Annotated in this window: 25 protein-coding genes, 3 tRNA genes and 1 other RNA gene; 18 read left to right on the top strand and 11 right to left on the bottom strand. The window is 51.9% G+C overall.

The window, feature by feature from the left end; genetic code table 11:
- Positions 1 to 274 precede the first annotated feature (274 nt).
- From cydA to pnuC, 17 genes are all read left to right on the top strand, one after another.
- Positions 275 to 1,843, top strand: coding sequence for a cytochrome ubiquinol oxidase subunit I (gene cydA / locus BV494_RS10855; protein WP_104922890.1), 1,569 nt, complete (start codon positions 275 to 277; stop codon positions 1,841 to 1,843).
- A 15-nt stretch (positions 1,844 to 1,858) separates the two neighbouring features.
- The gene (cydB, locus tag BV494_RS10850) at positions 1,859 to 2,998 is read left to right on the top strand and encodes a cytochrome d ubiquinol oxidase subunit II (protein ID WP_104922889.1); all 1,140 of its coding nucleotides are present in this window, start codon (positions 1,859 to 1,861) and stop codon (positions 2,996 to 2,998) included.
- A gap of 10 nt (positions 2,999 to 3,008) precedes the next feature.
- Positions 3,009 to 3,122, top strand: a complete 114-nt coding sequence (gene cydX, locus BV494_RS10845) for a cytochrome bd-I oxidase subunit CydX (RefSeq protein WP_101077375.1) — start codon at positions 3,009 to 3,011, stop codon at positions 3,120 to 3,122.
- 2 nt (positions 3,123 to 3,124) lie between these two features.
- On the top strand, positions 3,125 to 3,418 hold the full coding sequence (gene ybgE / locus BV494_RS10840; RefSeq protein WP_104922888.1) for a cyd operon protein YbgE: 294 nt from the start codon (positions 3,125 to 3,127) through the stop codon (positions 3,416 to 3,418).
- A 151-nt stretch (positions 3,419 to 3,569) separates the two neighbouring features.
- Entirely contained in the window at positions 3,570 to 3,974 is a 405-nt protein-coding gene (gene ybgC, locus BV494_RS10835) for a tol-pal system-associated acyl-CoA thioesterase (RefSeq protein ID WP_095921211.1), read from the top strand.
- Positions 3,971 to 4,660: a Tol-Pal system protein TolQ gene (gene tolQ / locus BV494_RS10830; RefSeq protein ID WP_013576430.1), complete on the top strand. Its 690-nt coding sequence runs from the start codon at positions 3,971 to 3,973 to the stop codon at positions 4,658 to 4,660. The genes ybgC and tolQ overlap by 4 nt, the downstream gene beginning before the upstream one ends.
- An 11-nt stretch (positions 4,661 to 4,671) precedes the next feature.
- Complete coding sequence (gene tolR, locus BV494_RS10825; protein ID WP_104922887.1) at positions 4,672 to 5,103, top strand: colicin uptake protein TolR; 432 nt, start codon at positions 4,672 to 4,674, stop codon at positions 5,101 to 5,103.
- A 115-nt stretch (positions 5,104 to 5,218) separates the two neighbouring features.
- On the top strand, positions 5,219 to 6,505 hold the full coding sequence (gene tolA, locus BV494_RS10820; RefSeq protein WP_104922886.1) for a cell envelope integrity protein TolA: 1,287 nt from the start codon (positions 5,219 to 5,221) through the stop codon (positions 6,503 to 6,505).
- 130 nt (positions 6,506 to 6,635) lie between these two features.
- A complete protein-coding gene (gene tolB / locus BV494_RS10815) occupies positions 6,636 to 7,928 on the top strand; it encodes a Tol-Pal system beta propeller repeat protein TolB (RefSeq protein ID WP_104922885.1) in 1,293 nt (430 codons plus the stop codon).
- 47 nt (positions 7,929 to 7,975) lie between these two features.
- Positions 7,976 to 8,485 carry a peptidoglycan-associated lipoprotein Pal gene (gene pal / locus BV494_RS10810; RefSeq protein WP_104922884.1) on the top strand — a complete coding sequence of 170 codons (510 nt, stop codon included), beginning with the start codon at positions 7,976 to 7,978 and terminating at the stop codon, positions 8,483 to 8,485.
- 9 nt (positions 8,486 to 8,494) lie between these two features.
- Entirely contained in the window at positions 8,495 to 9,289 is a 795-nt protein-coding gene (gene cpoB, locus BV494_RS10805; RefSeq protein WP_104922883.1) for a cell division protein CpoB, read from the top strand.
- Positions 9,290 to 9,486: 197 nt separating this feature from the next.
- Positions 9,487 to 9,562 (top strand) — tRNA-Lys (locus tag BV494_RS10800).
- 14 nt (positions 9,563 to 9,576) lie between these two features.
- Positions 9,577 to 9,697: non-coding RNA, RtT sRNA (locus BV494_RS10795), on the top strand.
- A 69-nt stretch (positions 9,698 to 9,766) separates the two neighbouring features.
- A tRNA-Lys gene (locus BV494_RS10790) sits at positions 9,767 to 9,842 on the top strand.
- 68 nt (positions 9,843 to 9,910) lie between these two features.
- Positions 9,911 to 9,986, top strand: a tRNA-Lys gene (locus BV494_RS10785).
- Between the two features lie 281 nt (positions 9,987 to 10,267).
- Positions 10,268 to 11,332: a quinolinate synthase NadA gene (gene nadA, locus BV494_RS10780; RefSeq protein ID WP_104922882.1), complete on the top strand. Its 1,065-nt coding sequence runs from the start codon at positions 10,268 to 10,270 to the stop codon at positions 11,330 to 11,332.
- A gap of 41 nt (positions 11,333 to 11,373) precedes the next feature.
- Complete coding sequence (gene pnuC, locus BV494_RS10775; RefSeq protein ID WP_104924771.1) at positions 11,374 to 12,096, top strand: nicotinamide riboside transporter PnuC; 723 nt, start codon at positions 11,374 to 11,376, stop codon at positions 12,094 to 12,096.
- 67 nt (positions 12,097 to 12,163) lie between these two features.
- Here the strand turns inward: pnuC and zitB are convergent, their stop codons facing one another.
- Both zitB and BV494_RS10765 read right to left on the bottom strand, forming a co-directional pair.
- Positions 12,164 to 13,114 carry a CDF family zinc transporter ZitB gene (zitB, locus tag BV494_RS10770; protein ID WP_104922881.1) on the bottom strand — a complete coding sequence of 317 codons (951 nt, stop codon included), beginning with the start codon at positions 13,112 to 13,114 and terminating at the stop codon, positions 12,164 to 12,166.
- A gap of 128 nt (positions 13,115 to 13,242) precedes the next feature.
- Positions 13,243 to 13,569, bottom strand: a complete 327-nt coding sequence (locus BV494_RS10765; protein WP_104922880.1) for a protein YbgS — start codon at positions 13,567 to 13,569, stop codon at positions 13,243 to 13,245.
- 213 nt (positions 13,570 to 13,782) lie between these two features.
- Here BV494_RS10765 and aroG point away from each other — a divergent pair, with 213 nt between their 5' ends.
- A complete protein-coding gene (gene aroG, locus BV494_RS10760; RefSeq protein ID WP_104922879.1) occupies positions 13,783 to 14,835 on the top strand; it encodes a 3-deoxy-7-phosphoheptulonate synthase AroG in 1,053 nt (350 codons plus the stop codon).
- Between the two features lie 66 nt (positions 14,836 to 14,901).
- On the opposite strand, the gene BV494_RS10755 is transcribed toward aroG, so the two are convergent.
- The 9 genes from BV494_RS10755 to modF form a co-directional block, all read right to left on the bottom strand.
- On the bottom strand, positions 14,902 to 15,372 hold the full coding sequence (locus BV494_RS10755) for a GNAT family N-acetyltransferase (RefSeq protein ID WP_104922878.1): 471 nt from the start codon (positions 15,370 to 15,372) through the stop codon (positions 14,902 to 14,904).
- Positions 15,373 to 15,485: 113 nt separating this feature from the next.
- Positions 15,486 to 17,141, bottom strand: a complete 1,656-nt coding sequence (locus BV494_RS10750) for a methyl-accepting chemotaxis protein (RefSeq protein WP_104924770.1) — start codon at positions 17,139 to 17,141, stop codon at positions 15,486 to 15,488.
- 377 nt (positions 17,142 to 17,518) lie between these two features.
- The gene (gene gpmA, locus BV494_RS10745; protein WP_104922877.1) at positions 17,519 to 18,271 is read right to left on the bottom strand and encodes a 2,3-diphosphoglycerate-dependent phosphoglycerate mutase; all 753 of its coding nucleotides are present in this window, start codon (positions 18,269 to 18,271) and stop codon (positions 17,519 to 17,521) included.
- Between the two features lie 206 nt (positions 18,272 to 18,477).
- Entirely contained in the window at positions 18,478 to 18,810 is a 333-nt protein-coding gene (locus BV494_RS10740) for a PsiF family protein (protein ID WP_104922876.1), read from the bottom strand.
- Positions 18,811 to 18,973: 163 nt separating this feature from the next.
- Entirely contained in the window at positions 18,974 to 20,020 is a 1,047-nt protein-coding gene (galM, locus tag BV494_RS10735) for a galactose-1-epimerase (RefSeq protein WP_104922875.1), read from the bottom strand.
- Entirely contained in the window at positions 20,014 to 21,162 is a 1,149-nt protein-coding gene (galK, locus tag BV494_RS10730) for a galactokinase (protein ID WP_104922874.1), read from the bottom strand. Before galK ends, galM begins: the two co-directional genes overlap by 7 nt.
- A complete protein-coding gene (gene galT / locus BV494_RS10725; protein WP_104922873.1) occupies positions 21,162 to 22,211 on the bottom strand; it encodes a galactose-1-phosphate uridylyltransferase in 1,050 nt (349 codons plus the stop codon). The genes galK and galT overlap by 1 nt, the downstream gene beginning before the upstream one ends.
- 19 nt (positions 22,212 to 22,230) lie before the next feature.
- On the bottom strand, positions 22,231 to 23,247 hold the full coding sequence (gene galE / locus BV494_RS10720; RefSeq protein WP_104922872.1) for a UDP-glucose 4-epimerase GalE: 1,017 nt from the start codon (positions 23,245 to 23,247) through the stop codon (positions 22,231 to 22,233).
- A 455-nt stretch (positions 23,248 to 23,702) separates the two neighbouring features.
- Positions 23,703 to 25,172: a molybdate ABC transporter ATP-binding protein ModF gene (gene modF / locus BV494_RS10715; protein ID WP_104922871.1), complete on the bottom strand. Its 1,470-nt coding sequence runs from the start codon at positions 25,170 to 25,172 to the stop codon at positions 23,703 to 23,705.
- Between the last annotated feature and the right edge of the window lie 86 nt (positions 25,173 to 25,258).

Raw genomic sequence — 25,258 nt, 5'->3', positions numbered from 1 at the left:
TTAATGTGTGGGATTACTGGCGTAACATAATGGTCCTGTAACATCAGTTTTTTGTATGTTTACTTTTCCCCGAGATTTTCACGTTCATCAGCCTCTTACAGGCTCGCTGGTCGTGTCTTTTCCGGGTATCAGAATGCCCTGAACGGCTTCACTCAGCTGAACTCTGCATTTCTGTTCTACACACATTTGAATACTGGTAGTCATGAGGCGTTCCGGCAACCGGTTCGTCAGAGATCGCAATTTGGGGTCTTCCTCCGAGGAGCAAGGGGTCAAGATGTTTGATATCGTTGAACTGTCGCGTTTACAGTTTGCTTTAACAGCCATGTACCATTTCCTATTTGTCCCATTAACGCTGGGTATGGCGTTTATACTGGCAATTATGGAAACGGTTTATGTGCTTTCCGGCAAACAAATCTATAAAGATATGACCAAATTCTGGGGCAAACTTTTTGCAATTAACTTTGCAATTGGCGTTGCTACCGGTTTAACCATGGAATTCCAGTTCGGGACCAACTGGTCATATTTCTCACATTACGTCGGTGATATCTTCGGTGCGCCTTTGGCGATTGAAGGTTTGATGGCGTTCTTCCTGGAATCCACACTCGTCGGCCTCTTCTTCTTCGGTTGGGATCGTCTGTCTAAAGTGCAGCACATGGCGGTGACCTGGTTTGTTGCGCTTGGCTCAAACCTGTCTGCATTGTGGATCCTGGTGGCGAATGGCTGGATGCAAAACCCGATTGCTTCTACCTTCAACTACGAAACCATGCGCATGGAAATGCTCAGCTTCTCCGAGCTGGTGCTGAATCCGGTTGCGCAGGTTAAATTCGTACACACCGTGGCATCCGGTTATGTGACAGGTGCGATGTTCGTTCTGGCTATCAGCTCTTACTACCTGCTCAAAGGCCGCGATGTGGGCTTTGCGAAGCGCTCGTTTGCTATTGCGGCAAGCTTCGGTCTGGCGGCTGTGCTGTCTGTTATCGTTCTGGGTGATGAATCCGGTTACGAAATGGGTGACGTACAAAAAACTAAACTGGCGGCAATTGAAGCCGAGTGGGATACCCAGCCTGCACCGGCCAGCTTCACGCTGTTCGGCCTGCCAAATCAGGAGAAAATGGAAAACGAATACGCTATTCAGATTCCATATCTGCTGGGCCTGATTGCCACGCGTTCTGTGGATACGCCGGTCACCGGTCTGAAAGACCTGATGGCGCAACACGAAGTGCGTATCCGTAACGGGATTAAAGCGTACACCTTGCTGCAAGAATTACGTGCAGGGAATACCGACCCGACCATCCGCAGTGACTTTGAAAAAACTAAGCAAGATCTGGGCTACGGGTTATTGCTGAAACGCTATACCGACAAAGTGACGGATGCGACGGACGCACAAATCCAGAAAGCGACGAAAGATTCAATTCCGCGCGTTCTGCCTCTGTACTTTGCGTTCCGTATCATGGTTGCCTGCGGCATCCTGATGCTGGTTCTGATTGGTCTGTCATTCTTTGCGGTGGTTCGCGGCAAAATTGGCGAAAAACGCTGGCTGCATCGCGCCGTGCTGTTTGGACTGCCATTGCCATGGATTGCGGTTGAGTCTGGCTGGTTTGTTGCGGAATATGGCCGTCAGCCGTGGGCGATTGGTGAAGTGTTGCCAACGGCCATTGCGCACTCTTCACTGACCGTCGGTGATGTGCTGTCGTCAATGATCCTGATCTGCGGCTTGTACACCCTGTTCCTGGTCGCTGAGATGTTCCTGATGTTCAAATATGTACGCCTGGGGCCAAGCAGCCTGAAAACAGGGCGCTATCATTTTGAAAAACCTTCAGCCCCGCTTGAGCAAGCTCAGTAATTAGGGAGTCCGACTATGTTCGATTATGAAAGTTTACGGTTCATCTGGTGGGCGCTGATTGGCGTGCTGTTTATCGGCTTCGCGGTCACCGATGGATTTGATATGGGTGTGGGGATTCTGGTGCGGATTATCGGTAAAACCGATACGGATCGCCGGATAATGATCAATGCGATCGCCCCGCACTGGGACGGTAACCAGGTCTGGCTGATCACCGCCGGTGGTGCGTTATTCGCGGCCTGGCCGATGGTTTATGCCGCGGCGTTCTCGGGTTTCTATGCGGCGATGGTTCTGGTGCTGTGTGCATTGTTCTTCCGTCCGCTGGGCTTTGACTACCGTTCAAAACTGGATAACGCGCGCTGGCGTGGAATGTGGGACTGGGGCATCTTCATTGGTAGCTTCGTGCCGTCTCTGGTCTTCGGTGTAGCCTTCGGTAACCTGTTACAGGGCGTGCCGTTCCACATTGATACTGACCTGCGTCTGTTCTACACCGGTAACCTGATTCAGTTGCTGAACCCGTTTGGTATTCTGGCCGGGCTGGTCAGCCTGACTATGCTGATTACTCAGGGTGCAACCTACCTGCAAATGCGTACCGTAGGCGAACTGCATCTGCGTACCCGCAAGGCATCGCAAATTTCTGCGCTGATCATGATGGTCTGCTTCCTGCTGGCAGGTATCTGGGTTGTTAAAGGTATTGATGGCTTCACCGTGACATCCGTTCTGGATCACGCAGGCCCGTCAAACCCGCTGCACAAAACGGTTTCTCATGAAGCAGGCGCATGGCTGGCTAACTTCAATAAGATCCCCGCACTGTGGGCGATTCCGGCGTTGGGTGTGATCCTGCCGCTGCTGACAATCTTGTTCTCCCAGTTTAATAAAGCGGCGCTGGCCTTCATCAGTAACTCTCTGACTATCGCCTGTGTGATCCTGACTGCCGGTATCACTATGTTCCCGTTCGTCATGCCGTCAATCACTGAACCCAACGTCAGCCTGACCATGTGGGACGCAACGTCTACCTTACTGACGTTGAGAGTGATGACCGTTGTGGCGTGTATCTTTGTGCCAATCATCCTGATTTACACCTCCTGGGCGTATTACAAGATGTTCGGTCGCCTCGATAAAGCGTACATCGAGAACAACAAGCATTCGTTGTATTAAGGAGAACACCATGTGGTATTTTGCCTGGATCCTCGGCACCTTGCTGGCTTGCTCATTTGGTATCATGACCGCGCTGGCGCTTGAACACAGCGAAGCCAACAAAGCCGCTAAAGAAGAGAAGTAACGATGAGTGTGATTGCGGATAAAGTTTACGCCGTCACAGATAAGGGCCCCTTGCGGGCCCTTTCCCTTGTGATGTCGCTGGTGCTGGCCGGTTGTGTTTTCTGGAAACCGGGGATGTTTGCCTCGTCGACCAGCGAACTGGAAATCTGGCACGGGCTCATTTTGATATGGGCGGTTTGTAGTGGCGTTATTCACGGTCTGGGTTTTCGCCCGAAAAGTTCGGTGTGGAAATCATTTTTTTCGCCGCTACTCGCTATGATTGCACTGGCTGCCGGTCTGTTTTACTTTTTTAGCTGACTTTTATCGCCTTAAAAAGACACAGATTTACAGTAATCTTCCTATGGGCCGCTCTGGCCCATAATTATTTTCGTTCCGGCATTGCAACCCATTCCCAACCCCAAGTCTCTTGCGTATAGTAGTGCCGTCAAATTGCATTACGGGATGTAGAGTGAGTAATTCGTTGTTCCGATGGCCGGTTCGTGTCTATTACGAAGACACAGACGCGGGAGGTGTGGTCTACCATGCCCGATACGTCGCCTTTTTTGAAAGGGCTCGCACAGAGATGTTGCGCCAACGCAATTTTCACCAGCAGCAGTTGCTGGGTGAACACGTCGCTTTTGCTGTCCGCCGCATGACGGTCGAATACTTTGCACCAGCTCGCTTAGATGACCTGCTGGATGTTCAGAGTGAGATTACGTCCATTCGCGGAGCTTCTCTTACTTTTGCTCAACGAATTCTTGATTCGCATGGAAACCTTCTGAGTTCTGCAGAAGTGTTGATTGCATGCATTGATCCACACCAAATGAAGCCCCGAGCGCTTCCTAAGTCTATTGTCGCGGAGTTTAAGCAGTGACTGACATGAACATTCTTGATTTATTTTTGAAGGCCAGCATCCTGGTCAAGCTGATTATGCTTGTCCTGGTGTGCTTTTCTATCGCGTCTTGGGCGATCATCATTCAACGTACGAAAGTGCTGAATGCCGCCACACGCGAGGCAGAAGCGTTCGAAGATAAATTCTGGTCCGGTATTGAGCTTTCCCGTTTGTATCAGGAAAGCCAGGGCCGTCGCGAAACCCTGAGCGGGGCAGAGCAAATCTTCCATTCTGGTTTTAAAGAATTCGCCCGTTTACACCGTGCCAACAGCCACGCGCCAGAGGCCGTGATTGAAGGGTCTTCCCGTGCAATGCGAATTTCCTTTAACCGTGAACTCGAATCCCTCGAAACGCACATTCCTTTCCTTGGCACCGTCGGTTCGATCAGTCCGTATATCGGTTTATTCGGTACGGTCTGGGGGATCATGCACGCCTTCATCGGTTTAGGTTCCGTGAAACAAGCGACCCTACAAATGGTGGCTCCCGGTATCGCAGAAGCACTGATTGCTACGGCGATTGGTCTGTTTGCCGCTATTCCCGCGGTTATGGCGTACAACCGCCTCAACCAGCGCGTGAACAAGCTTGAGCAAAACTACGATAACTTCATGGAAGAATTCACGGCTATCCTGCACCGTCAGGCTTTCTCTCGCGAAACCAGCAGTAACTAAAGGGGGAGAGTATGGCTCGTACACGAGGTCGTCGTAACCGGCGCGAAGGTAAGTCGGAGATCAACATCGTTCCGCTGCTCGACGTACTGCTGGTTCTGTTACTGATTTTTATGGCAACAGCACCGATCATTACCCAGAGTGTGGAAGTTGATTTACCGGATGCGACGGATTCCAAAACGGTGTCCAGCGATGATAACCCGCCTGTGATTGTTGAAGTTTCGGGCGTGGGCCAATACACCATTGTGGTGGATCATCAGCGCATGGAACAACTGCCTGAACAACAGGTTATCGCAGAAGCGACCAGCCGTATTCAGGCCAATCCGAAGACGGTATTCCTGATCGGCGGCGCGAAAGATGTGCCTTATGAGGAAATCATCAAGGCGCTGAATATGCTGCATCAGGCTGGCGTGAAGTCAGTCGGATTGATGACACAACCTATCTGAGGATAGGTAATTTGTAACACTTATTTGAAACCCGGCACTCCCTGGCTTGTTAAAAGAGTAAGACAGGCGAAGCAGGATCCCGGGTTTTTAGTAATCCTGTCTTGGGAAATCTATTTTGGTAAAGGCAACTGCAACTGAACAAAACGATAAGCTCAAACGCGCCGTTATTGTTTCGGTCGTTCTGCATATCATCATTATAGCCCTGTTGATTTGGGGATCGCTGGACGAAGATACCAGCATGAGCGGTGGCGGCGGGGGGAGCGATATCTCAGCCGTAATGGTCGATCCAAGTGCTGTCGTCGATCAGTATAACCGTCAGCAACAGCAACAGGCTGATTCCCAACGTGCTGCCGCAGCGCGTCAGAAAAAATCAGAGCAACAGGCTGAAGAGCTTCAGCAGAAACAGGCCGCAGAACAGCAACACCTGAAAGAACTCGAGAAAGAGCGCCTTCAGGCACAGGAAGATGCGAAGCAGCAGGCGCAGGATCAGGCTCAGCAGCAGAAACAGGCCGCTGAACAACAGAAACAAGCGCAGCAGGCTGCAGAGCAGGCGAAAGAACAACAGAAGCAGGCCGAAGCTGCTGCCGCACAGGCGAAAGCTGAAGCGGCAAAAGCGGCGGCGCAGGCTAAGGCCGATGCGGCGAAAGAAGCGGCGCAGGCCAAGGCTGATGCTGCCAAAGAAGCTGCAAAAGCGCAGGCTGACGCTCAGAAGAAAGCCGCGACTGAAGCGAAGAAACAGGCTGAAGCTGAGGCCGCTGCGGCTGCCGCAGCAGCCAAAAAACAAGCCGAGGCTGAAGCGAAGAAAGAAGCGGCAGCTGAAGCGAAGAAACAAGCTGCCGCAGACGCTAAAGCGGAGGCTGCTGCCGACGCGAAAGCACAAGCTGACGCAGATGCGAAAGCGGCTGCGGATGCGAAAGCCGCCGCTGCTGCTGAGAAGAAAGCTGAAGCGGCGGCAGCTGCCAAGAAAGCCGCAGCCGATAAGAAAGCGGCCGCTGCTGCTGCCGCAAAAGAATCTGCTGATGCCAATAATTTATTTGACGGGCTGGCGGATTCTAAAAATGCGCCAAAAGGTTCAACGGGCGGCGGGGCTTCTGCGCCGGCAGGTAAAGGAACTCAGAAAAAGGCGGGTGCATCCGGTGCGGATATTGCTAACTATGGCAGCCAGATAAAGGCCGCGATTGAGAGCAGATTCTACGATGCATCATCATATGCAGGTAAAACCTGTTCGTTGCGCGTTAAAATGAACCCGGATGGCTCGCTAATCAGCGTGTCAGCGGAGGGTGGGGATCCTGCACTTTGTCAGGCAGCGCTTGCCGCGGCCCGACAGGCGAAGTTCCCAAAACCGCCTTCTGAAGCAGTCTATGAAGTATTTAAAAATGCTCCGATAGATTTTAAACCGTAGAAAGACGAAAATAATTTCTTTTCAGAATTTTACGATAGATTGCAGGGTGTAATTCTAGTTTTGTATGCGTTGGTTTGTTAAAATTCTGCTAAATTATCGCGGGCAGATACGTCCAGATAAGGGAGATACAATGAAGCAGGCATTTCGAGTAGCGTTCGGCCTTTTGATGATGTGGGCATCTGTAGTACATGCAGAAGTTCGCATTGAAATTACTCAGGGCGTAGATACCGCTCGTCCGATTGGCGTTGTGCCATTCAAATGGGCGGGTCCGGGTACTCCACCTGAAGATGTTGGCGGCATTGTTGCTGCTGACTTACGCAACAGCGGTAAATTTAACCCTATTGATGCATCGCGCATGCCACAACAGCCAACCTCAGCGGCAGAAGTCACGCCTGCTGCCTGGACGGCTTTGGGCATCGATGCCGTTGTTATCGGTCAGGTTCAGCCTGCAGCCGACGGCAGCTATGTTGTTTCTTACCAGTTGGTTGACACCTCTGGTGCTCCGGGCACCGTACTGGCACAAAACCAGTACAAAGTGACCAAACAATGGTTACGCTATTCTGCCCATACCGCCAGTGATGAAGTTTTCGAAAAACTGACCGGTGTTAAAGGCGCATTCCGTACCCGTATCGCTTATATCGTGCAGACTAACGGCGGCAAATTCCCGTATGAACTGCGCGTAGCGGATTACGATGGTTACAACCAGTTCGTTGTTCACCGTTCACCAGAACCGCTGATGTCTCCGGCCTGGTCTCCGGACGGCAGCAAACTGGCTTACGTGACTTTCGAAAGCGGTCGTTCAGCGCTGGTTGTACAGACGCTGGCAAACAGTGCCATCAAACAGATTGCCTCTTTCCCACGCCACAACGGTGCTCCGGCATTCTCTCCGGACGGGTCTAAACTGGCATTTGCTCTGTCTAAAGACGGCAGCCTTAACCTGTATGTGATGAACCTGGGTTCAGGTCAAATCTCTCAGGTCACTAACGGCCGTAGCAACAATACGGAACCAACCTGGTTCCCGGACAGCCAGAACCTGGCATTTACGTCGGATCAGGGCGGTCGTCCTCAGGTATATAAAGTCAATATTAATGGCGGTGCGCCTCAGCGTCTGACATGGGAAGGCTCACAGAATCAGGACTCTGACGTCAGTGCAGACGGTAAATTCCTGGTCATGGTGAGCAGCGCCAGCGGCACACAGCACATCGCTAAACAAGATCTGGCAACGGGAGCCGTTCAAACATTGACGGACACGTTCCTGGATGAAACGCCTAGCCTCGCACCAAACGGCACAATGGTTATCTACAGCTCCTCTCAAGGACTGGGTTCCGTATTGCAGTTGGTATCGACTGATGGGCGCTTCAAAGCGCGTCTTCCGGCAACTGATGGACAGGTCAAATTCCCTGCCTGGTCGCCGTATCTGTAATGCATAGAAAACTATGTATGGCAAAAAATTATAAAAGGATCGAATAGATGCAACTGAATAAAGTGCTGAAAGGGCTGATGCTGGCATTGCCTGTTCTGGCAGTCGCTGCGTGTAGTTCTCACAAAAACGCGGATAATGGCCAATCAGGTATGGGTCTGAACTCTGGCACTGGCGCAGAAAGCGGCAACATGTCTTCTGAAGAGCAAGCTCGTCTGCAGATGCAAGAACTGCAGAAAAACAACATCGTTTATTTTGGCCTGGACAAATACGATGTTTCTTCAGAATTCGCTCAGATGTTAGACGCGCACGCAGCATTCCTGCGTAGCAACCCGTCTTACAAAGTGACTGTTGAAGGTCATGCTGACGAACGTGGTACTCCAGAGTACAACATCGCCCTGGGCGAACGTCGTGCTACTGCCGTTAAAATGTACCTGCAAGGTAAAGGCGTTTCTGCCGACCAGATCTCTATCGTTTCTTACGGTAAAGAAAAACCAGCTGTACTGGGTCATGACGAAGCGGCTTACGCTAAAAACCGTCGTGCCGTACTGGTTTACTAAGAGAATAGTATGAGCAGTAACTTCAGAACTCACCTGTTGAGTCTGTCGTTACTGGTTGGCGTAGCGGTCCCATGGGCCGCTACTGCCCAAGCGCCAATCAGTAATGTCGGCTCAGGCTCGATAGAAGATCGGGTCACCTCTCTGGAGCGTATTTCTAACGCTCACAGCCAGCTATTAACTCAACTCCAGCAACAACTTTCTGATTCCCAACGTGATATGGATACGCTTCGTGGTCAAATCCAGGAGAACCAGTATCAGTTGAGTCAGCTTGCTGATCGCCAGAAGCAGATTTTTAACCAGATGGATAGCCTGAGTCAGGGTGCCGCCGGAGCCGCCAGTACGGGCGCTACAGCAGCCACAGGCAACGCGTCTGGTAATGCGGCGGCCGCAACGCCTGACGCAGGTGCTGCACAAGCGCCAGCAAGCACAGGCGATGTGAACAGCGATTACAACGCTGCTGTTTCTCTGGCGCTGGAAAAGAAACAATATGATGAGGCGATCGCTGCCTTTCAGAGTTTCATTAAAAAATACCCGGATTCTACATACCAGCCTAATGCCAACTATTGGTTAGGTCAGTTGTATTACAACAAGGGTAAAAAAGACGACGCTGCGTATTATTTTGCAGTTGTTGTCAAAAACTATCCGAAGTCCCCAAAAAGTTCTGACGCGATGTTCAAGGTTGGGGTGATCATGCAGGAGAAAGGGCAGGCTGATAAAGCTAAAGCCGTCTACGCGCAGGTCATAAAACAGTACCCAAATACTGACGCGGCAAAACAAGCTCAAAAACGTTTATCTGCGAACTAGTTCTTGATTCAGGGCCGGAAAATGTACATTTCGTGCATTTTCTGGGCTTGAGTGTGTGAAAGTCCAGCAGTTAAGCATCTTTGTGAAAATTAAAGTTGCACTGAAAAGTTAAATAAGTAATATATGCCGCCGTTGCCCAGACAACTCCAAACGGCTAACGCTGTTAGAGATTTAGGCAATTTGCAGTAGGTTTAGAAGGGCCGTTAGCTCAGTTGGTAGAGCAGTTGACTTTTAATCAATTGGTCGCTGGTTCGAATCCAGCACGGCCCACCACTTTTATAGTGGACTATGTAGTGAAGCAGTGATGGATGAGAACCTTGGTTCGAGCCGAGCGAAGCGAGACGACAACGCGCAAGCGTTGCCCGCAGGGTGAGGTCGAAGACCGAATCAATCCAGCACGGCCCACCAAATCTAAACACACTGTCGTGGCTTGCACACCAACTGCAAGACACACAGGCAGTCAGAAGTATTCAGGAAGGGCCGTTAGCTCAGTTGGTAGAGCAGTTGACTTTTAATCAATTGGTCGCTGGTTCGAATCCAGCACGGCCCACCACTTTTACAGTGGAACGTCCTGAATCAGTTTCTGTAAGCCGTGAAGAAAGTAGTGCAAAGCATTTAGATGGGCCGTTAGCTCAGTTGGTAGAGCAGTTGACTTTTAATCAATTGGTCGCTGGTTCGAATCCAGCACGGCCCACCATCTAAATCATCAAATTCAGAAAAAAGCGCCTTTAGGCGCTTTTTTCGCATTCAGACCTCTGTATTTCTCACATTATCTTTATCTGCCTTTATCCGCATAATCCCAAAACGCCTCTCTTTTAAGTCCAGTAAACATTTAAAGCCTTAAGAACAAAATCTGGACGACTTTACGAAGTATTTACGGTATTTTGTTTAGCATACAAAACCAGTGGGTTTTATACGTTTGACCTGCTGTGGCTTTCGGCCTTCAGGCGCAGTGCCTGACTGAATGAGATGAAGAGTATGAGCGAAACATTGGATCTGAATGCGACGGTATATCCTTTCCCGCCTAAACCCGCAGTTCTGAATGCAGATGAAAAGACCTTCTATAAAGAGAAGATTAAGAAACTGCTGAAAGAACGCGACGCCGTTATGGTCGCGCATTATTACACTGATCCTGAAATTCAGGCGCTGGCAGAAGAAACCGGCGGTATTGTTGCAGATTCTCTGGAGATGGCCCGTTTCGGCAGTCAGCATCCTGCGTCAACACTGCTGGTGGCCGGTGTCCGGTTCATGGGGGAAACCGCCAAAATTCTCAGCCCTGAAAAAACCGTGCTAATGCCGACACTCAATGCGGAGTGTTCTCTGGACTTAGGTTGCCCGGAGCAGGCATTCTCAGATTTCTGCGACAGTCACCCCGACCGTACCGTTGTGGTCTACGCTAATACCTCGGCGGCGGTAAAAGCGCGGGCCGACTGGGTTGTCACTTCAAGCATTGCGGTAGAACTGATCGAACACCTTGATAGTTTGGGTGAAAAAATCATCTGGGCGCCGGATCGTCATCTCGGAAATTACGTGCGTAAGCAGACGGGGGCGGATGTACTCTGCTGGCAGGGCGCCTGTATCGTCCATGACGAGTTTAAAACCCAGGCGCTGACCCGGATGAAAGGTTTATACCCTGATGCTGCCATACTGGTGCATCCGGAGTCGCCTCAGGCGATCGTGGATTTGGCAGATGCGGTAGGTTCCACCAGTCAGCTGATTCAGGCCGCGAAAACCTTGCCGCATAAACAGCTTATTGTGGCCACCGACCGGGGCATTTTTTACAAAATGCAGCAAGCGTGCCCGGATAAAGAATTGTTTGAAGCGCCAACCGCAGGCGAAGGTGCAAGCTGCCGTACCTGCGCACATTGCCCGTGGATGGCAATGAACGGCCTGAAAGCTATCGCAGAAGGGCTGGAGCATGGCGGGGCAGAACATGCTATTGAAGTGGATGAAGCGCTGCGCGTTAAATCACTGATTCCGCTGAACCGTATGCTGGATTTCGCAGCTCAGCTGAAATTACGGGCGCTGACCAAAGCGCTTTAGGCCGAAGGTATTTTCAGAATAATTAAGGGAAGGACGTGATGATGGATTTCTTCAGTACCAGCAATATTCTGGTTCATATTCCTCTTGGGAAAGGAGGGTATGATCTTTCGTGGATCGAAGCCGTCGGGACGATATTTGGTTTACTTTGCATCTGGTACGCCAGCAAAGAAAAGCTGATCAACTATCCGTTTGGCCTGATCAACGTGACGCTTTTTGCGATTATCTTCTTCCAGATCCAGCTTTATGCCAGCTTGCTGTTACAGGTGTTTTTCTTCGGCGCTAATATTTACGGCTGGTATGCCTGGAGCCGCCAGACGGCAGATCAGCAGGCCGAATTGCAGATCCGCTGGTTGCCGCGCAGCAAAGCGCTGCTATGGGGCGTTATCTGTGTGGCTGGGATCACACTGATGACTTTCAACATTGACCGCGTATTCGCTGCGCTCACGCTCGTTGCAGTCAATGTCATGCAGGCGCTGGGGCTGAACGTCAATATGCCAGAGCTTCAGCCCGATGCGTTCCCGTTCTGGGATTCATCTATGATGGTACTGTCGATTGTCGCGATGCTGCTGATGACGCGAAAATACGTCGAAAACTGGCTGGTGTGGGTGGTAATTGATGTCATCAGCGTGGCCATCTTTGCCTATCAGGGCGTTTACGCCATGGCGCTGGAATATGTCCTGCTGACCCTGATTGCGCTCAACGGTTCATGGCTGTGGATCAAAAGTGCCCGGCAAAACGGTTCGCAGCCGTTGCAGAAAATTTGATCCATTTGCCATAAAAAACGCCTCCCTTTTCTGGAGGCGTTTTGCTTTCAGGTACACAACCACGGGATCAATGATGATGCGCGTGGCTGTGTCCGTGATGATCGTGCCCGTCACTTATCTTCTGATCTTCGTTGAGCTCACAGTCAGGCGTTTCACAGTGTCCGTATTCCATCTGAATAGTGGCGTGGCCGATACGGCATTTATCGAGCAGATGGTGCTGAATGCGGTCGAGAAGGGCATCATGATCATGCGGTGGAACAACCTGCACATGCAGTGTCATCAGGCGCTGTTCGCCAATCTGCCAGACATGGACGTGATGAACGTTGCGCACTTCCGGAATGCTCATCGACAGGTCTTTGCGCAGCTTATCGATATCAATTTCCTGAGGCGTCCCTTCAAGCAGCTCGTGAAAACTCTCGCGCATCAGCCGCCACGCATTACTGAGCACTAAGCACGAAACCAGCACAGACAGAATCGGGTCGATGGGTGTCCAGCCGGTGTACATGATGATCAGTGCCGCTGCCACGGCACCGATGGAACCCAGCAAATCGCCCAGAACATGCAGTGCGGCGGCACGCACATTGATATTGGCTTTCTCTTCGCCCTGATGCAGCAACCAGAACGCCAGAATATTGGCAAAAAGCCCGGCAATCGCAATCACCAGCATGGTCGTGCCCATCACGGGCTGAGGGCTGAACAAACGGGCGATAGCTTCCCAGACAATCAGCACGACAATCACCAGCAACGCTGCGGCATTCACAAACGCCGCCATGGTGGTCAGCCGCAAATAACCAAACGTATGCCGGGAATTAGGTTTGCGCTTCGCAAAACGCACGGCCAGCAGCGCAACCAGCAACGCGGCGGCGTCGGTCAGCATGTGTCCGGCGTCGGCAAGCAGCGCCAGCGAGCCGGAGATCAGGCCACCAATGACTTCTGCCACCATGAAAATCACGGTGACCAGAAACGCAAGCAACAGCCTGCGGCTGTTCTTATCCTGAGGTAGTAAAGAGGAAGACATATCAGTATTCACAAAAGAGATGAAGATAGATCATTACAATAACGTAATCATCATGTGATGCAAGAAAGGGGCTGATAAGAAAAAGAGGAACCGAAGTTCCCCTTTGTCAGCCATTGACTGCGGTGGAATCAGTTTCCTGTGGCTTTGGACTGATTGGTTCCCGGCACCTGATCCGGGCAGCGACCATCTTTACACATGGTTTTTTTATGAATCTGGGATTCGCTCATCTTGTGCTTTGTTTTATGTGCCTTTTTATGGACTTCATTAACCGGCTTGTCGGTATTGTTGATTTTGCTGTTATCGACACCGTTCGGTGCAATTTTCTGGATTGAGCCTGGCGCATTAGCCTGATTCGCTGCACCGTTATTCGAACCAGAATTAGCGTCTTCGGCTAATACGGCACCGGAAGCCAGAGCCATTGTGGCGGTCAGTAACACTATTGCAAGTCTCTTCATAACCTCATCTCCATCTTCTGGTTGTGATTTGTTTTTTCGTGCTGGTCGGAATGAATCTGATGATTAGGAAGATTAGCGAATGAATTCATGTCCTGAATCAAAATGAGACTATTCGCAAGTGTCAAAGTAGGTTTACACCGGCTATCAATACGGCTAGATTGAACGCGGTCAGCGTTTCGCTTTGTCTCTTATGAACACCCGAATGGAAGAGTTATGAATTATCAAAACGACGATTTACGCATCAAAGAAATTAAGGAACTTTTGCCACCTGTAGCGCTGCTGGAAAAGTTTCCCGCCACTGACAAAGCGGCAAAGACGGTGTCCCATGCACGCAATGCCATTCATAAGATCCTGAAAGGCAACGACGATCGTCTTCTGGTTGTCATCGGCCCTTGTTCAATCAACGACCCTAAAGCCGCAAAAGAGTACGCAGCACGTCTGCTGAAAATGCGTGAAGAATTTCAGGGCGAACTGGAAGTGGTCATGCGCGTTTACTTCGAAAAACCGCGTACAACGGTGGGCTGGAAAGGGCTTATCAACGACCCGCACATGAACAACAGCTACCAGATTAATGATGGTTTGCGCATTGCCCGCAAATTGTTACTGGATATTAATGACACCGGCCTGCCAGCGGCGGGTGAATTCCTGGACATGATCACGCCACAATATCTGGCGGATTTGATGAGCTGGGGCGCGATTGGCGCACGTACAACAGAATCTCAGGTACACCGTGAGCTTTCCTCCGGGTTGTCCTGCCCGGTCGGTTTCAAAAACGGTACCGATGGCACCATCAAAGTGGCGATCGACGCCATTAACGCAGCGGGAGCGCCGCACTGCTTCCTGTCTGTAACCAAGTGGGGTCATTCCGCTATCGTCAACACCAGCGGGAACAACGACTGCCATATCATTCTGCGCGGCGGCAAAAAACCAAACTACAGCGCGCAGGACGTACTGGAAGTGAAAGACGGCCTGAAAAAAGGCGGTCTGCCAGCCCGTATTATGATCGACTTCAGCCACGCCAACAGCAGCAAACAATTCAAAAAACAGATGGAAGTCTGTGAAGATGTTTGCGGTCAGGTTGCCGGTGGCGAACAGGCGATTATGGGTGTGATGGTTGAAAGCCATCTTGTGGAAGGCAATCAGAACCTCGACAGCGGTGAGCCGCTGGTCTACGGCCAGAGCGTGACCGATGCCTGCATCGGCTGGGAAGACACCGAAGTGCTGCTGCGTAACCTTGCCAACGCGGTGAAAGCACGTCGCGGCTAATCCGTCGCAAAGAACCTGAACTGAGCCCCGTTTATGCGGGGTTTTTTGTGTCTGCAAGAACGCGGTTCACAACTCGCAGCGCATATCCATGCAACGCAGGTCGGCATTCGCCAACGCCGAGCGATAAATACTTTCCTTCACCAGGCTGAATCCATTTCTTTTGTAGAATTCAAAGGCATTAGGCGTGGATGAAAGCGTCAGTTCAGAAAACCCCAGCAACTTTGCTTCTGCTTTAATCGCATTGATAATCTGCGTGGCGAGTCCTTGCCCTTCGAATCCGGGACGCGTGAAAATGGCTTCAACACTTCTGTTCTCAACATCAAGAAATCCGGTCGCGACCGGAAAACCTTCCGGTGCGTCGGCAACAAAAAAAGGATTATGGGTAATCGCATTTGGGAATCCTGCGGGCATTTTGTCCGGAGTCCATGCTGTCAGGATGGCTTGTGCGTAGGTATTTTTGCATCCGTAACGGATAGCCAGATTCCTGATTTCCCAGAGCTGTTCTGCTTCGTGCGGTTTGGCTCGTCTGACCGACATCAATTTCTCCTCAGGGACGTTGTGCAGAGTCATATTCTTATAAGCTGCGCTCATCTGTCTATGCTTTGTCATCAACTCAAGGCTCCTCAGTCACTCTGAGGAGCCTTGACAGCTTAAAACTTAGTCCAGCCGCCTTGAGCAGTAGCTAATGTACTGGTTTTGGCACGTAAATCCGGCCTTTTAAGTGGCAGGATGTCAGCGCGTGTTTCTGTACCGCCAATTTTGAAGGTGGAGACGATCTCAGTCAGTTGCCGTGCCTGTTCTTCAAGAGAGGCCGCTGCCGCTGCCGACTCCTGTACTAACGCGGCATTTTGTTGTGTGACGCTGTCCATTTGCACCACTGCCGTACCAATCTGGCTGATACCTTTACTCTGTTCGGTCGAGGCTGCCGCTATCTCACTCATGATTTCACTGACATGACTGACTGAGCTGACAATTTTCTCCATTGCCTCACCCGCTCGGGTCACCTGTTCTGAGCCGGATTTAATATTTTCAACCGATTCATTGATCAGCACGCCAATCTCTTTCGCTGCCTGCGCACTGCGCTGTGCCAGATTGCGGACTTCACTTGCGACAACGGCAAAACCGCGGCCCTGCTCTCCGGCCCGTGCTGCTTCAACCGCCGCATTCAGGGCGAGAATATTGGTTTGGAAAGCGATGCTATTGATTACGCCAATAATATCGACAATTTTATGCGAGCTGCCGGTGATTTTGGTCATCGTGGTGATCACCCCGCTGACAATATCGCCGCCCGTGTGCGCTTCATGTGTTGCGTGACTTGCCAGCGAACTCGCCTGCCCGGCGTTATCCGCATTCTGTCTGACAGTTGAACCGAGCTCTTCCATACTGGCTGCGGTCTCTTCCAGTGCTGAAGCTTGTTCTTCGGTACGCGAAGACAGGTCTGTATTGCCGGCAGAGATTTCGCTGGACCCTTTATAAATCGAATCTGCACTGTTACGGATATCACGCACGGTCTGCGCCCAGTTACCCTGCATCTTATCGATGTAAGGCACTAACTGGCCGATACAGTTTTTCCCCTGATCAACCATTTTGTGGTCGAGGATTCCGGTTGCCAGAGATTCCAGGTGGGCTTTCATTATATTCAGAGGTTTAACAAGGAAGTTAACCAGATAACGATCGCTTGCTAACATAATCAAAACACTGATCAGCAACGCACTGATGAGAATATACTGACACCACTTAACCCAAAGCGTGATTCTTTCATTGGCTTCAGCATTCAGAGAAATTATTTTTTCATTGTACTTATCTATAGCTGAGCTGAAATTTCGTCTAAGAGGAAGATAATTATCATTTTTAAGTCTTTCGAAGTCACTTATCTTCTTAGCTTTGGCGGATTCAAACAGGGGTAACACCGCGTTAGTATAAAGATTAAATGAACTGTTATAAATATCATCTATTGTCGCTGTGTCCAGATTTCCGTGATCAATAGCTTTAAATTGCGCCAAACCTTTTTGCAGGCTTTCAAGCTCTGTGGCCGTGGCTTTTATTTCGAGATCATAAACGTCGCTATTATTTTTTTCTAAACCACTGACAGCACGCTCCAGAGAGGTGACAGCACGGTAGTACTGTGCGTTAGCGCCATTGATAATATCGCCATTATTTTGCTGAATATTGGTGACGCCCAACTCGAGTTTTAACTCCTTGAGGGAGTACAACGCAAAGCCTGAGGCACCTGCCCATAGCAGTGAAAAAATAATGAGAATGAGTACGAGAGCCGTTCTTATTTTAATATTTCGCAGAAAATTCATGATCTGTAACCCCAGGTGGAACATGGTCTAACGTCGTCAAATAACGATTTTAAAAAGGTTTAGATCAGTTAAATGACGAATCTCTTTTTTAGGGTTTTATATTCCCTTTCTGTAGTATCGGATGCGTAATTTTTATCTTTAGGTATTTCATCGTATTATTATAAATAAACGCTGTATTTATGTTAGAAACATTTCATCACATTATTTATGGTCGTAATTAATCATAAGTATTTTTAATATTATTTATTTTTACGATTGGCTCAATCGGATTCTGTAAAATTGAATAAGTGCTGAGCCGGGGCGAGTTTTACACAAACAAAAAAGGCATGCTTTCGCATGCCTTTCCGCAATTTCTGACTTTATTCAGAAACGGCTTATTACTTCGCTTTACCCTGGTTTGCCACGGCCGCGGCTTTCGCTGCGATTTCGTCGGCATTGCCCAGATAGTAATGTTTGATCGGTTTGAAGTTTTCGTCGAATTCGTAAACCAGCGGAACACCTGTCGGGATGTTCAGTTCCAGAATTTCGTCTTCGCCCAGGTTGTCCAGGTATTTAACCAGTGCACGCAGGGAGTTACCGTGAGCTGCAATGATCACGCGCTCGCCGCTTTCGATGCGAGGTTTGATCACTTCAGTCCAGTAAGGAATAACGCGTTCGATGGTCAGTGCCAGGCTTTCTGTGGTTGGCAGCTCTTCCTGGGACAGTTTTGCGTAACGCGGATCATGGCCTGGGAAACGCTCATCAGCGCGATCCAGTTCCGGTGGTGTCACAGCAAAACCACGACGCCATTGTTTAACTTGCTCGTCGCCGTATTTCTTGGCGGTTTCAGCTTTGTCCAGACCCTGCAACGCACCGTAGTGGCGTTCGTTCAGTTTCCAGGATTTTTCAACCGGCAGCCAGGGCTGATCCAGTTCGTCCAGAACGCTCCACAACGTGTGGATGGCTCGTTTCAGCACAGAGGTGTAAGCGAAGTCAAAGTGGAAGCCTTCGTCTTTCAGCAGCTGACCCGCAGCTTTTGCTTCAGTACGGCCCTTATCGGACAGTTCAACATCATGCCAGCCGGTAAAACGGTTTTCTTTGTTCCACTCACTTTCACCGTGTCGTACCAGCACCAGTTTGGTTACAGCCATAGCTAAACTCCTCAGTTAACTGAATTTTCAATGATAACAATTATCATTATAGGGGCTTGGTATCACTGACAGCAATCGCTATGTAGGCTGAATGCCGTCGTGTAATACCCTTTGAGAGTAAACATAACGAATTTGCTGCGGGGATGTAAAACAAAACGCGCAGACGGTCGCCCGAACCGCGCGTTTTGTGCAAAAGAACGGCGTTTTTAGCTGGCTTTCTTCAGGCAGGTGCTCATGAAGGTCTTACGGGCATCACCTTTGAGTTCTTGTTTCGCAGCATCAGCATTACAGTCTTTCATCTTTTTCTGCTGAGGATTCATTTTATCGTCTGTTTTGGCCTCGGCTTTCAGGCAGTTACTCATGAATTTTTTGCGCTCATCGCCTTTCAGCGATTGTGTGGTGGCCTGCTGATTACAGTCGGTCATCTTTTGACGTTGCGCGGTTTGGGCCGCAGAAGGAACTTTTACCGGATCAGCGGCCAGTGCAGAACCCGCCGCACACAAGGTCGCCAGCAGGGATAACACAACGGGTAAACGCATAACGAACTCCTTTTTGAACGTCCTTTTCGCAGGACACTCTCTAAGCGTAGATGCGGGAGGCGGCTTTAGCTCAAAAAGTGCTGTTACAGTTGCGTGATGAGTCACAAATTTGCTGAAGGGAAAAGCGTGAAGGGCAGGTTCGGATGTCCCTGCCCTGAAACGATTACAGCGCGAAGAACTGATACGTTGTGGTGGATTTGTACGTCTGGCCCGGTTTTATCCAGCAGCTTGGCTGCGGCCAGGTCGCGTGGTTCGGGCTGTCCGGCAGGAATTCACTTTCCAGCGCAACGCCGCTGTAGCTGGCATATTCGCCGCCGCTGCGGTTTGGCGTGCCACCGAGGAAGTTGCCGCTATACAGCTGCACCGCCGGTGCCGACGTGAACATCGTCATTTTCACTTTGCCATCGGCTGACCACAGATGCGCAGCCGGATTTGTGCCGGCATTGCAGGTGCGGTTCAGCAAATACGCGTGGTCGTAGCCTTTCACGCGCTGCTGATCGCGATCGCCGAGGAAATCCTTCGCCAGCGTTTTTGGCGCATTGAAGTTCATACCGGTATTTTCCACCGGCGTCGGATCGGCGCACGGGATCCCGTCGCTGTCGACCGGCAGGAAGCGGTCAGCAAACAGTTGCAACTTATGCTGGCGCGCATCGGTGCCTTCGCCGTCGAGATTGAAATAGGCGTGATTGGTCAGGTTGACCGGGCACAGCTTATCCACCGTCGCTTCGTAGCGGATTTCCAGACGATTATCGTCGGTCAGTTGATAATGCACTTTCGCCGTCATATTGCCCGGATAACCCTGATCGCCGTCGGCAGAAAACAGCTCGAACGTCAGCTTCTGCGCGGTTTGCTCAAGAATTTTCCAGCGACGCGCATGAAAACCTTCCGGGCCGCCGTGTAGCTGGTGTACGCCCTGATTGGCGACGACCCGATGCGGCTTGCCCTCCACTTCAAACTGCGAGCAGGCGATGCGGTTGGCGTAGCGCCCGACGGTCGCACCCAGATACGCACTCTGATTCATATAATCGTGCGGTGACTGGCAGCCGAGCAGCAGTTCGCGGCTTGAGCCGTCAGCCAGCGGCAGCGTGAAGGATAACCAGGTCGCGCCCCAGTCCATGAATGTGGCGGTTGCGCCCGCCGCATTCTGTAGCGTTACCTGTTCAAACGGCTGACCATCGGGCGCCAGCTGTGTGTTTTCAGGTTTTAACATATGCCAGCCCCCTGGGAAGCGGTGCAAACGTAGAAGGTTTCTTTCAGGCCGCTGTGGGCATGATATTGCTGCTCAACGGCGTGACGGACTTTGTCCACCATCTCTGTCGGAACGAGTGCCACGATGCAGCCGCCGAAGCCACCGCCGGTCATGCGCACGCCGCCTTTATCGCCAATCACTTCTTTGACGATTTCGACCAGTTTGTCGATTTGCGGCACGGTGATTTCAAAATCATCGCGCATGGACGCGTGAGATTCCGCCATCAGTTCGCCCATGCGTTTCAGGTCGCCGCTGGCCAGTGCGTCAGCCGCCGCCAGAGTGCGGTCGTTTTCGGTGATCACGTGGCGCGCACGGCGGGCAACCACCGGATCCAGTTCATCCTGAATGGAGAAGAACAGGGCAGGGTCTACGTCGCGCAGGGCTTTCACGCCGAAGAAGCGCGCGGCCACTTCGCACTGCTCGCGACGTGCGTTGTATTCACTGTCAACCAGACCGCGTTTCACGTTGGAGTTGATGATCACCACGGCCGCGTTTTCCGGCATAGACACCGCGCGGGTTTCCAGGGAACGGCAGTCGATCAGAAGTGAGTGATTTTCTTTGCCGAGGGCTGAAATCAGCTGATCCATAATCCCGCAGTTGCAACCGACGAACTGGTTCTCGGCTTCCTGACCGTTCAGCGCCAGCGCAACGCCGTCCAGCGGCAAATCATAAAGGGATTTCAGCGCCTGGCCGACGGCGACTTCCAGAGATGCAGAAGAACTCAGCCCTGCGCCCTGAGGCACGTTGCCGCTGATCACCATGTCTGCGCCGGAGAAATCTTTGTTACGCAGCATCAGATGTTTCACCACGCCACGTACGTAGTTGGCCCACGGATGCGCGTCGCTGTGTGCAATCGGTTCGTCGAGAGAGAACGTATCTTCGTCGTTGTCGTAATCGGCGGCGATCACGCGGATCACGCGGTCATTGCGCTGTGCACAGGCGATCACCGTTTCATAATCGATGGCACAGGGTAAAACGAAACCGTCGTTGTAATCGGTATGTTCGCCAATCAGGTTAACGCGGCCCGGCGCTTTGATGGTGATCGTGGCAGGGTAACCGAATTTGTCGGCAAAGATTTCCAGGGTTTTGGTTTTCAGGTTCATTATTGTTCTCCGGCTTCACGATAGTGGATATCACTCACCGCCCGCAGACGTTCGGCAGCTTGTTCCGCCGTCAGGTCGCGTTGGGTCTCAGCCAGCATTTCGTAGCCGACCATAAATTTACGCACCGTGGCCGAACGCAGCAACGGCGGATAGAAATGGGCATGTAACTGCCAGTGTTCGTGGTCGCCTTCGGTAAACGGCGCGCCGTGCCAGCCCATGGAATACGGGAAAGAGCACTGGAACAGATTGTCATAGCGGCTGGTCAGTTTTTTCAGCGCCAGCGCTAAATCACTGCGCTGGGCATCCGTCAGGTCAGTAATGCGCTTGACGTGGACTTTTGGCAGCAGCAGCGTTTCGAACGGCCACGCCGCCCAGTAAGGCACCACGGCCAGCCAGTGTTCGGTTTCGACCACCGTTCGGCTGCCATCTGCCAGCTCGCGCTGTACGTAATCCACCAGCATGGGTGAACCTTGTTCTGCAAGATAAGTGCGTTGCAGACGGTCTTCGCGCTCGGCTTCATTAGGCAGGAAACTGTTCGCCCAAATCTGGCCATGAGGATGCGGATTAGAACATCCCATCGCCGCGCCCTTATTCTCAAAAACCTGCACCCACGGATAGGTTTTACCCAGATCCGCGCTCTGTTCCTGCCAGGTTCTGACGATTTCCGTCAGGGCTTCTACGGAAAGCTGCGGCAGCGTTTTGCTGTGATCCGGCGAGAAACAGATAACCCGGCTGGTGCCGCGTGCGCTCTGAACCCGCATCAGCGGGTCATCGTTTTCCGGCGCAAACGGCGTGTCCGGCATCAGCGCCGCGTAATCGTTGGTGAACACGAAAGTGCCGGTGTATTTCGGGTTCACATCGCCGGTGACGCGGGTATTGCCGGGGCAGAGGAAACAGTCCGGATCGTGCGAAGGCAGAACCTCCTGCGAAACGGCTTCCTGCTGGCCCTGCCACGGGCGCTTGGCCCGGTGCGGGCTCACTAAAATCCACTGATCGGTCAGCGGATTGTAGCGGCGATGTGGATGATCAATCGGGTTAAACGTCGTCATAAACTTTCCTTGGTCTGCCTTAATCCGGGTAGCCCTGCGGGTTTTTCGATTGCCACAGCCAGGTGTCATTGGCCATGTCTTCCAGCGTGCGTGTCACTTTCCAGTTGAGCTCTTTGGCGGCTTTGGTCGGGTCAGCCCAGTAAGCTGGCAGGTCGCCGTCACGGCGCGGTGCAAACGTATAGTTCACCGGTTTGCCGCACGCTTTGCTGAAGGCGTTAATCACTTCCAGCACGCTCTGGCCGAAGCCTGCGCCGAGGTTATAAATGTGGACGCCCGCTTTGTTGTGCAGGGTTTTCATTGCGGCGATATGGCCGTCAGCCAGATCCACCACGTGGATATAATCGCGAACGCCGGTGCCGTCTGGCGTCGGATAATCGTTGCCAAATACCGCTACAGATTCACGGCGACCCACGGCCACCTGCGCAATAAACGGCATCAGGTTGTTAGGCACGCCCTGCGGATCTTCACCCATCAGGCCGGACGGATGCGCACCCACCGGGTTGAAATAGCGCAGCAAAGTCATGCTCCATTCCGGTTCAGCACGTTGGACGTCTTCGAGGATTTGCTCGACCATCAGTTTGCTGCGGCCGTAAGGGCTTGAAGGGTTACCGGTCGGGAAGTCTTCAACATACGGGGTTTTCGGCTGGTCGCCGTACACCGTTGCCGAAGAGCTGAAAATCAGGTTTTTAACGCCTGCCGCGCGCATCGCTTCAACCAGCACCAGCGTGCCGGTCACGTTGTTATCGTAATACGCCAGCGGTTTGACGACGGATTCCCCGACCGCTTTCCAGCCCGCGAAATGGATCACGGAATGAATGTGATGTTCGCTGAAGATCTTATCGAGAAGCGCGCGGTCGCGGATGTCACCTTCATAGAACAGCGGCGTTTTGCCCGTCAGCGTATTGATACGTTCCAGAACGCTGACTTTGCTGTTGTGAAGATTATCCAGAATGATGGGCGTAAAGCCTGCATCAATCAGTTGCACGCATGTATGGCTTCCAATGTAACCGCTACCACCTGTGACTAAGACGTACATAATCGCTCCTCGATGATTATCATGATGCAACGATAACACGCTGCAAGGCTGAAAAAGGTGATCCATCCCCAATAAAATGGAATCGCTTACACAAACAGTTTATCACCTTTCAATGCTGCCAGACAGGTGTTGTAAGCGGTACACAAAACCTGCGACAGCGCATCGGAAGCCAGAAGTCTCGCTAAGTGTAATCGCTTACACTCCGTGGAGTGATTTATCCACAGCAGGCTTTTGCATCATTTTTCAGACTAGAGCCGAAGGAAACGCCGATATTTTATCCGGCAACCCGTGACGCAGGATCACGACATCGGCGTGCCCGCTTTTCTCTTTTGCGGTCACCAGATAATAAATTGCGCCAGGAAGGTGATGCGGGAAGGGAGCGGTGAGAACGTCTTTTTCAAAAAAGTCACGCGCCAGTAAAACCGCCCTCCGCTGACCGGAAGGCGGGTGAAGAATCAGAGCGCGTCAATCTGATAACGGTAGACATCGCCTTCAGGGATAAAACTCAGGCGGTGCGTGATGCACTCCGGCGCATCTTCCGCGTGATGCGAAACGAACAGCAATTGTGTGTCGCCTTCGCCAATCAGAATATCGACAAAGCGGCGCACCAGCTGGCGGTTTATCGGATCCAAACCCTGCAACGGCTCGTCGAGGATCAGCAGCGCCGGATGTTTCACCAGTGCGCGGGCAATCAGCGCCAGACGTTGTTGCCCCCATGACAGGCTGTGGAACGGCGTATCACCGGCGTTGCCAGCGAGGCCGAGCAATTCCAGCCACTGACTGGTGAGGAATCTCTGACGGTCAGAAACCGCCTGATAAATGCCAATCGAATCGAAGAAACCCGACGTGATCACATTGCGGACGCTGGTGCTGACGCGGTAATCCAGATGCAGGCTGCTGCTGACATAACCGATATGACGCTTGATGTCCCAGATGGTTTCACCGCTGCCGCGACGGCGGCCAAACAGCGTCAGATCGTTGCTGTAACCCTGCGCGTGATCGCCGGTGATCAGACTGAGCAGCGTTGATTTCCCCGCGCCATTCTGCCCGGTGATCTGCCAGTGCTGACCGTGATCGACCTGCCAGCTTAAATTGTGCAGGATCGGTTTATCGTTGTATTGCACCACGCCGTCGCGCAGAACGATCAGCGGTGAATCTTGAGGCGGCGTCACGCGCGCCGTCGGATCTTCTGCTTCCGGCACCGCCATGCCGTTCAGGCTTTCGCTGTGCGCCAATTGTGCGACCAGCGCATCGGCCATCACCTGCTCGCGCGGACCGACGGAGGCCAGTGTGCAATCCGCCAGCACACCGACGTTTTGCACGAATGCCGGAATATCGTCGAAGCGGTTAAGCACCAGCACCATCGTCTGGCCTTCGCTGGCAAGAGTTTCCAGCAACTGCGCCAGCTGCGCGCGGGCATTGACGTCGAGCCCGTCAAACGGCTCGTCGAGCACCAGCAAATCCGGACGCTGCATCAGCACCTGACACAACAGCGTTTTGCGGGTTTCGCCGGTGGATAAATATTTGAACCGGCGATCGAGTAATTTTTCGATGCCAAACTGCGCGGCAAGCGCGGCGCAACGGGCGGGATCGTGCACTTCATCCTGAATGATTTCCGCCGTCGTCCGGCCGGTATCGTCTTCACCTTCGCTCAGTAAATCAGTGTTATTGCGTTGCCACTCATCGGCGACCAGCTTCTGAAGTTGTTCAAACGACAGGCGAACGATGTGCGGAAAACGGTTTTCCCGTGTGCCTTTCAGCAAGGTTAAATCGCCTGCCAGCGCGCGGGCCAGCGCGGATTTACCGCTGCCATTCGAGCCGACGAACGCCCAGCTGTCGGCCTGATGAATACTGAGATCGGAAAGTGCGAGGGTTCGGGTATCGCTGAGGCGAAAAACGCCTTGCGAGATATGCAACGACGACATTGTTCATCCCTTTTTCCCGTCATACTTCAAGTTACATGTGCGTTGGCTACGTTCACTCACCCGAATCACTTACTTATGTAAGCTCA

Origin of the sequence: Rahnella sikkimica, from assembly GCF_002951615.1 — a bacterium.
In the GTDB taxonomy this organism is placed as follows: Bacteria; Pseudomonadota; Gammaproteobacteria; order Enterobacterales; family Enterobacteriaceae; genus Rahnella; species Rahnella sikkimica.
The sequence above is the reverse complement of the archived record's forward strand: the minus strand, read 5'-3'. Positions and strand labels throughout refer to the sequence as shown.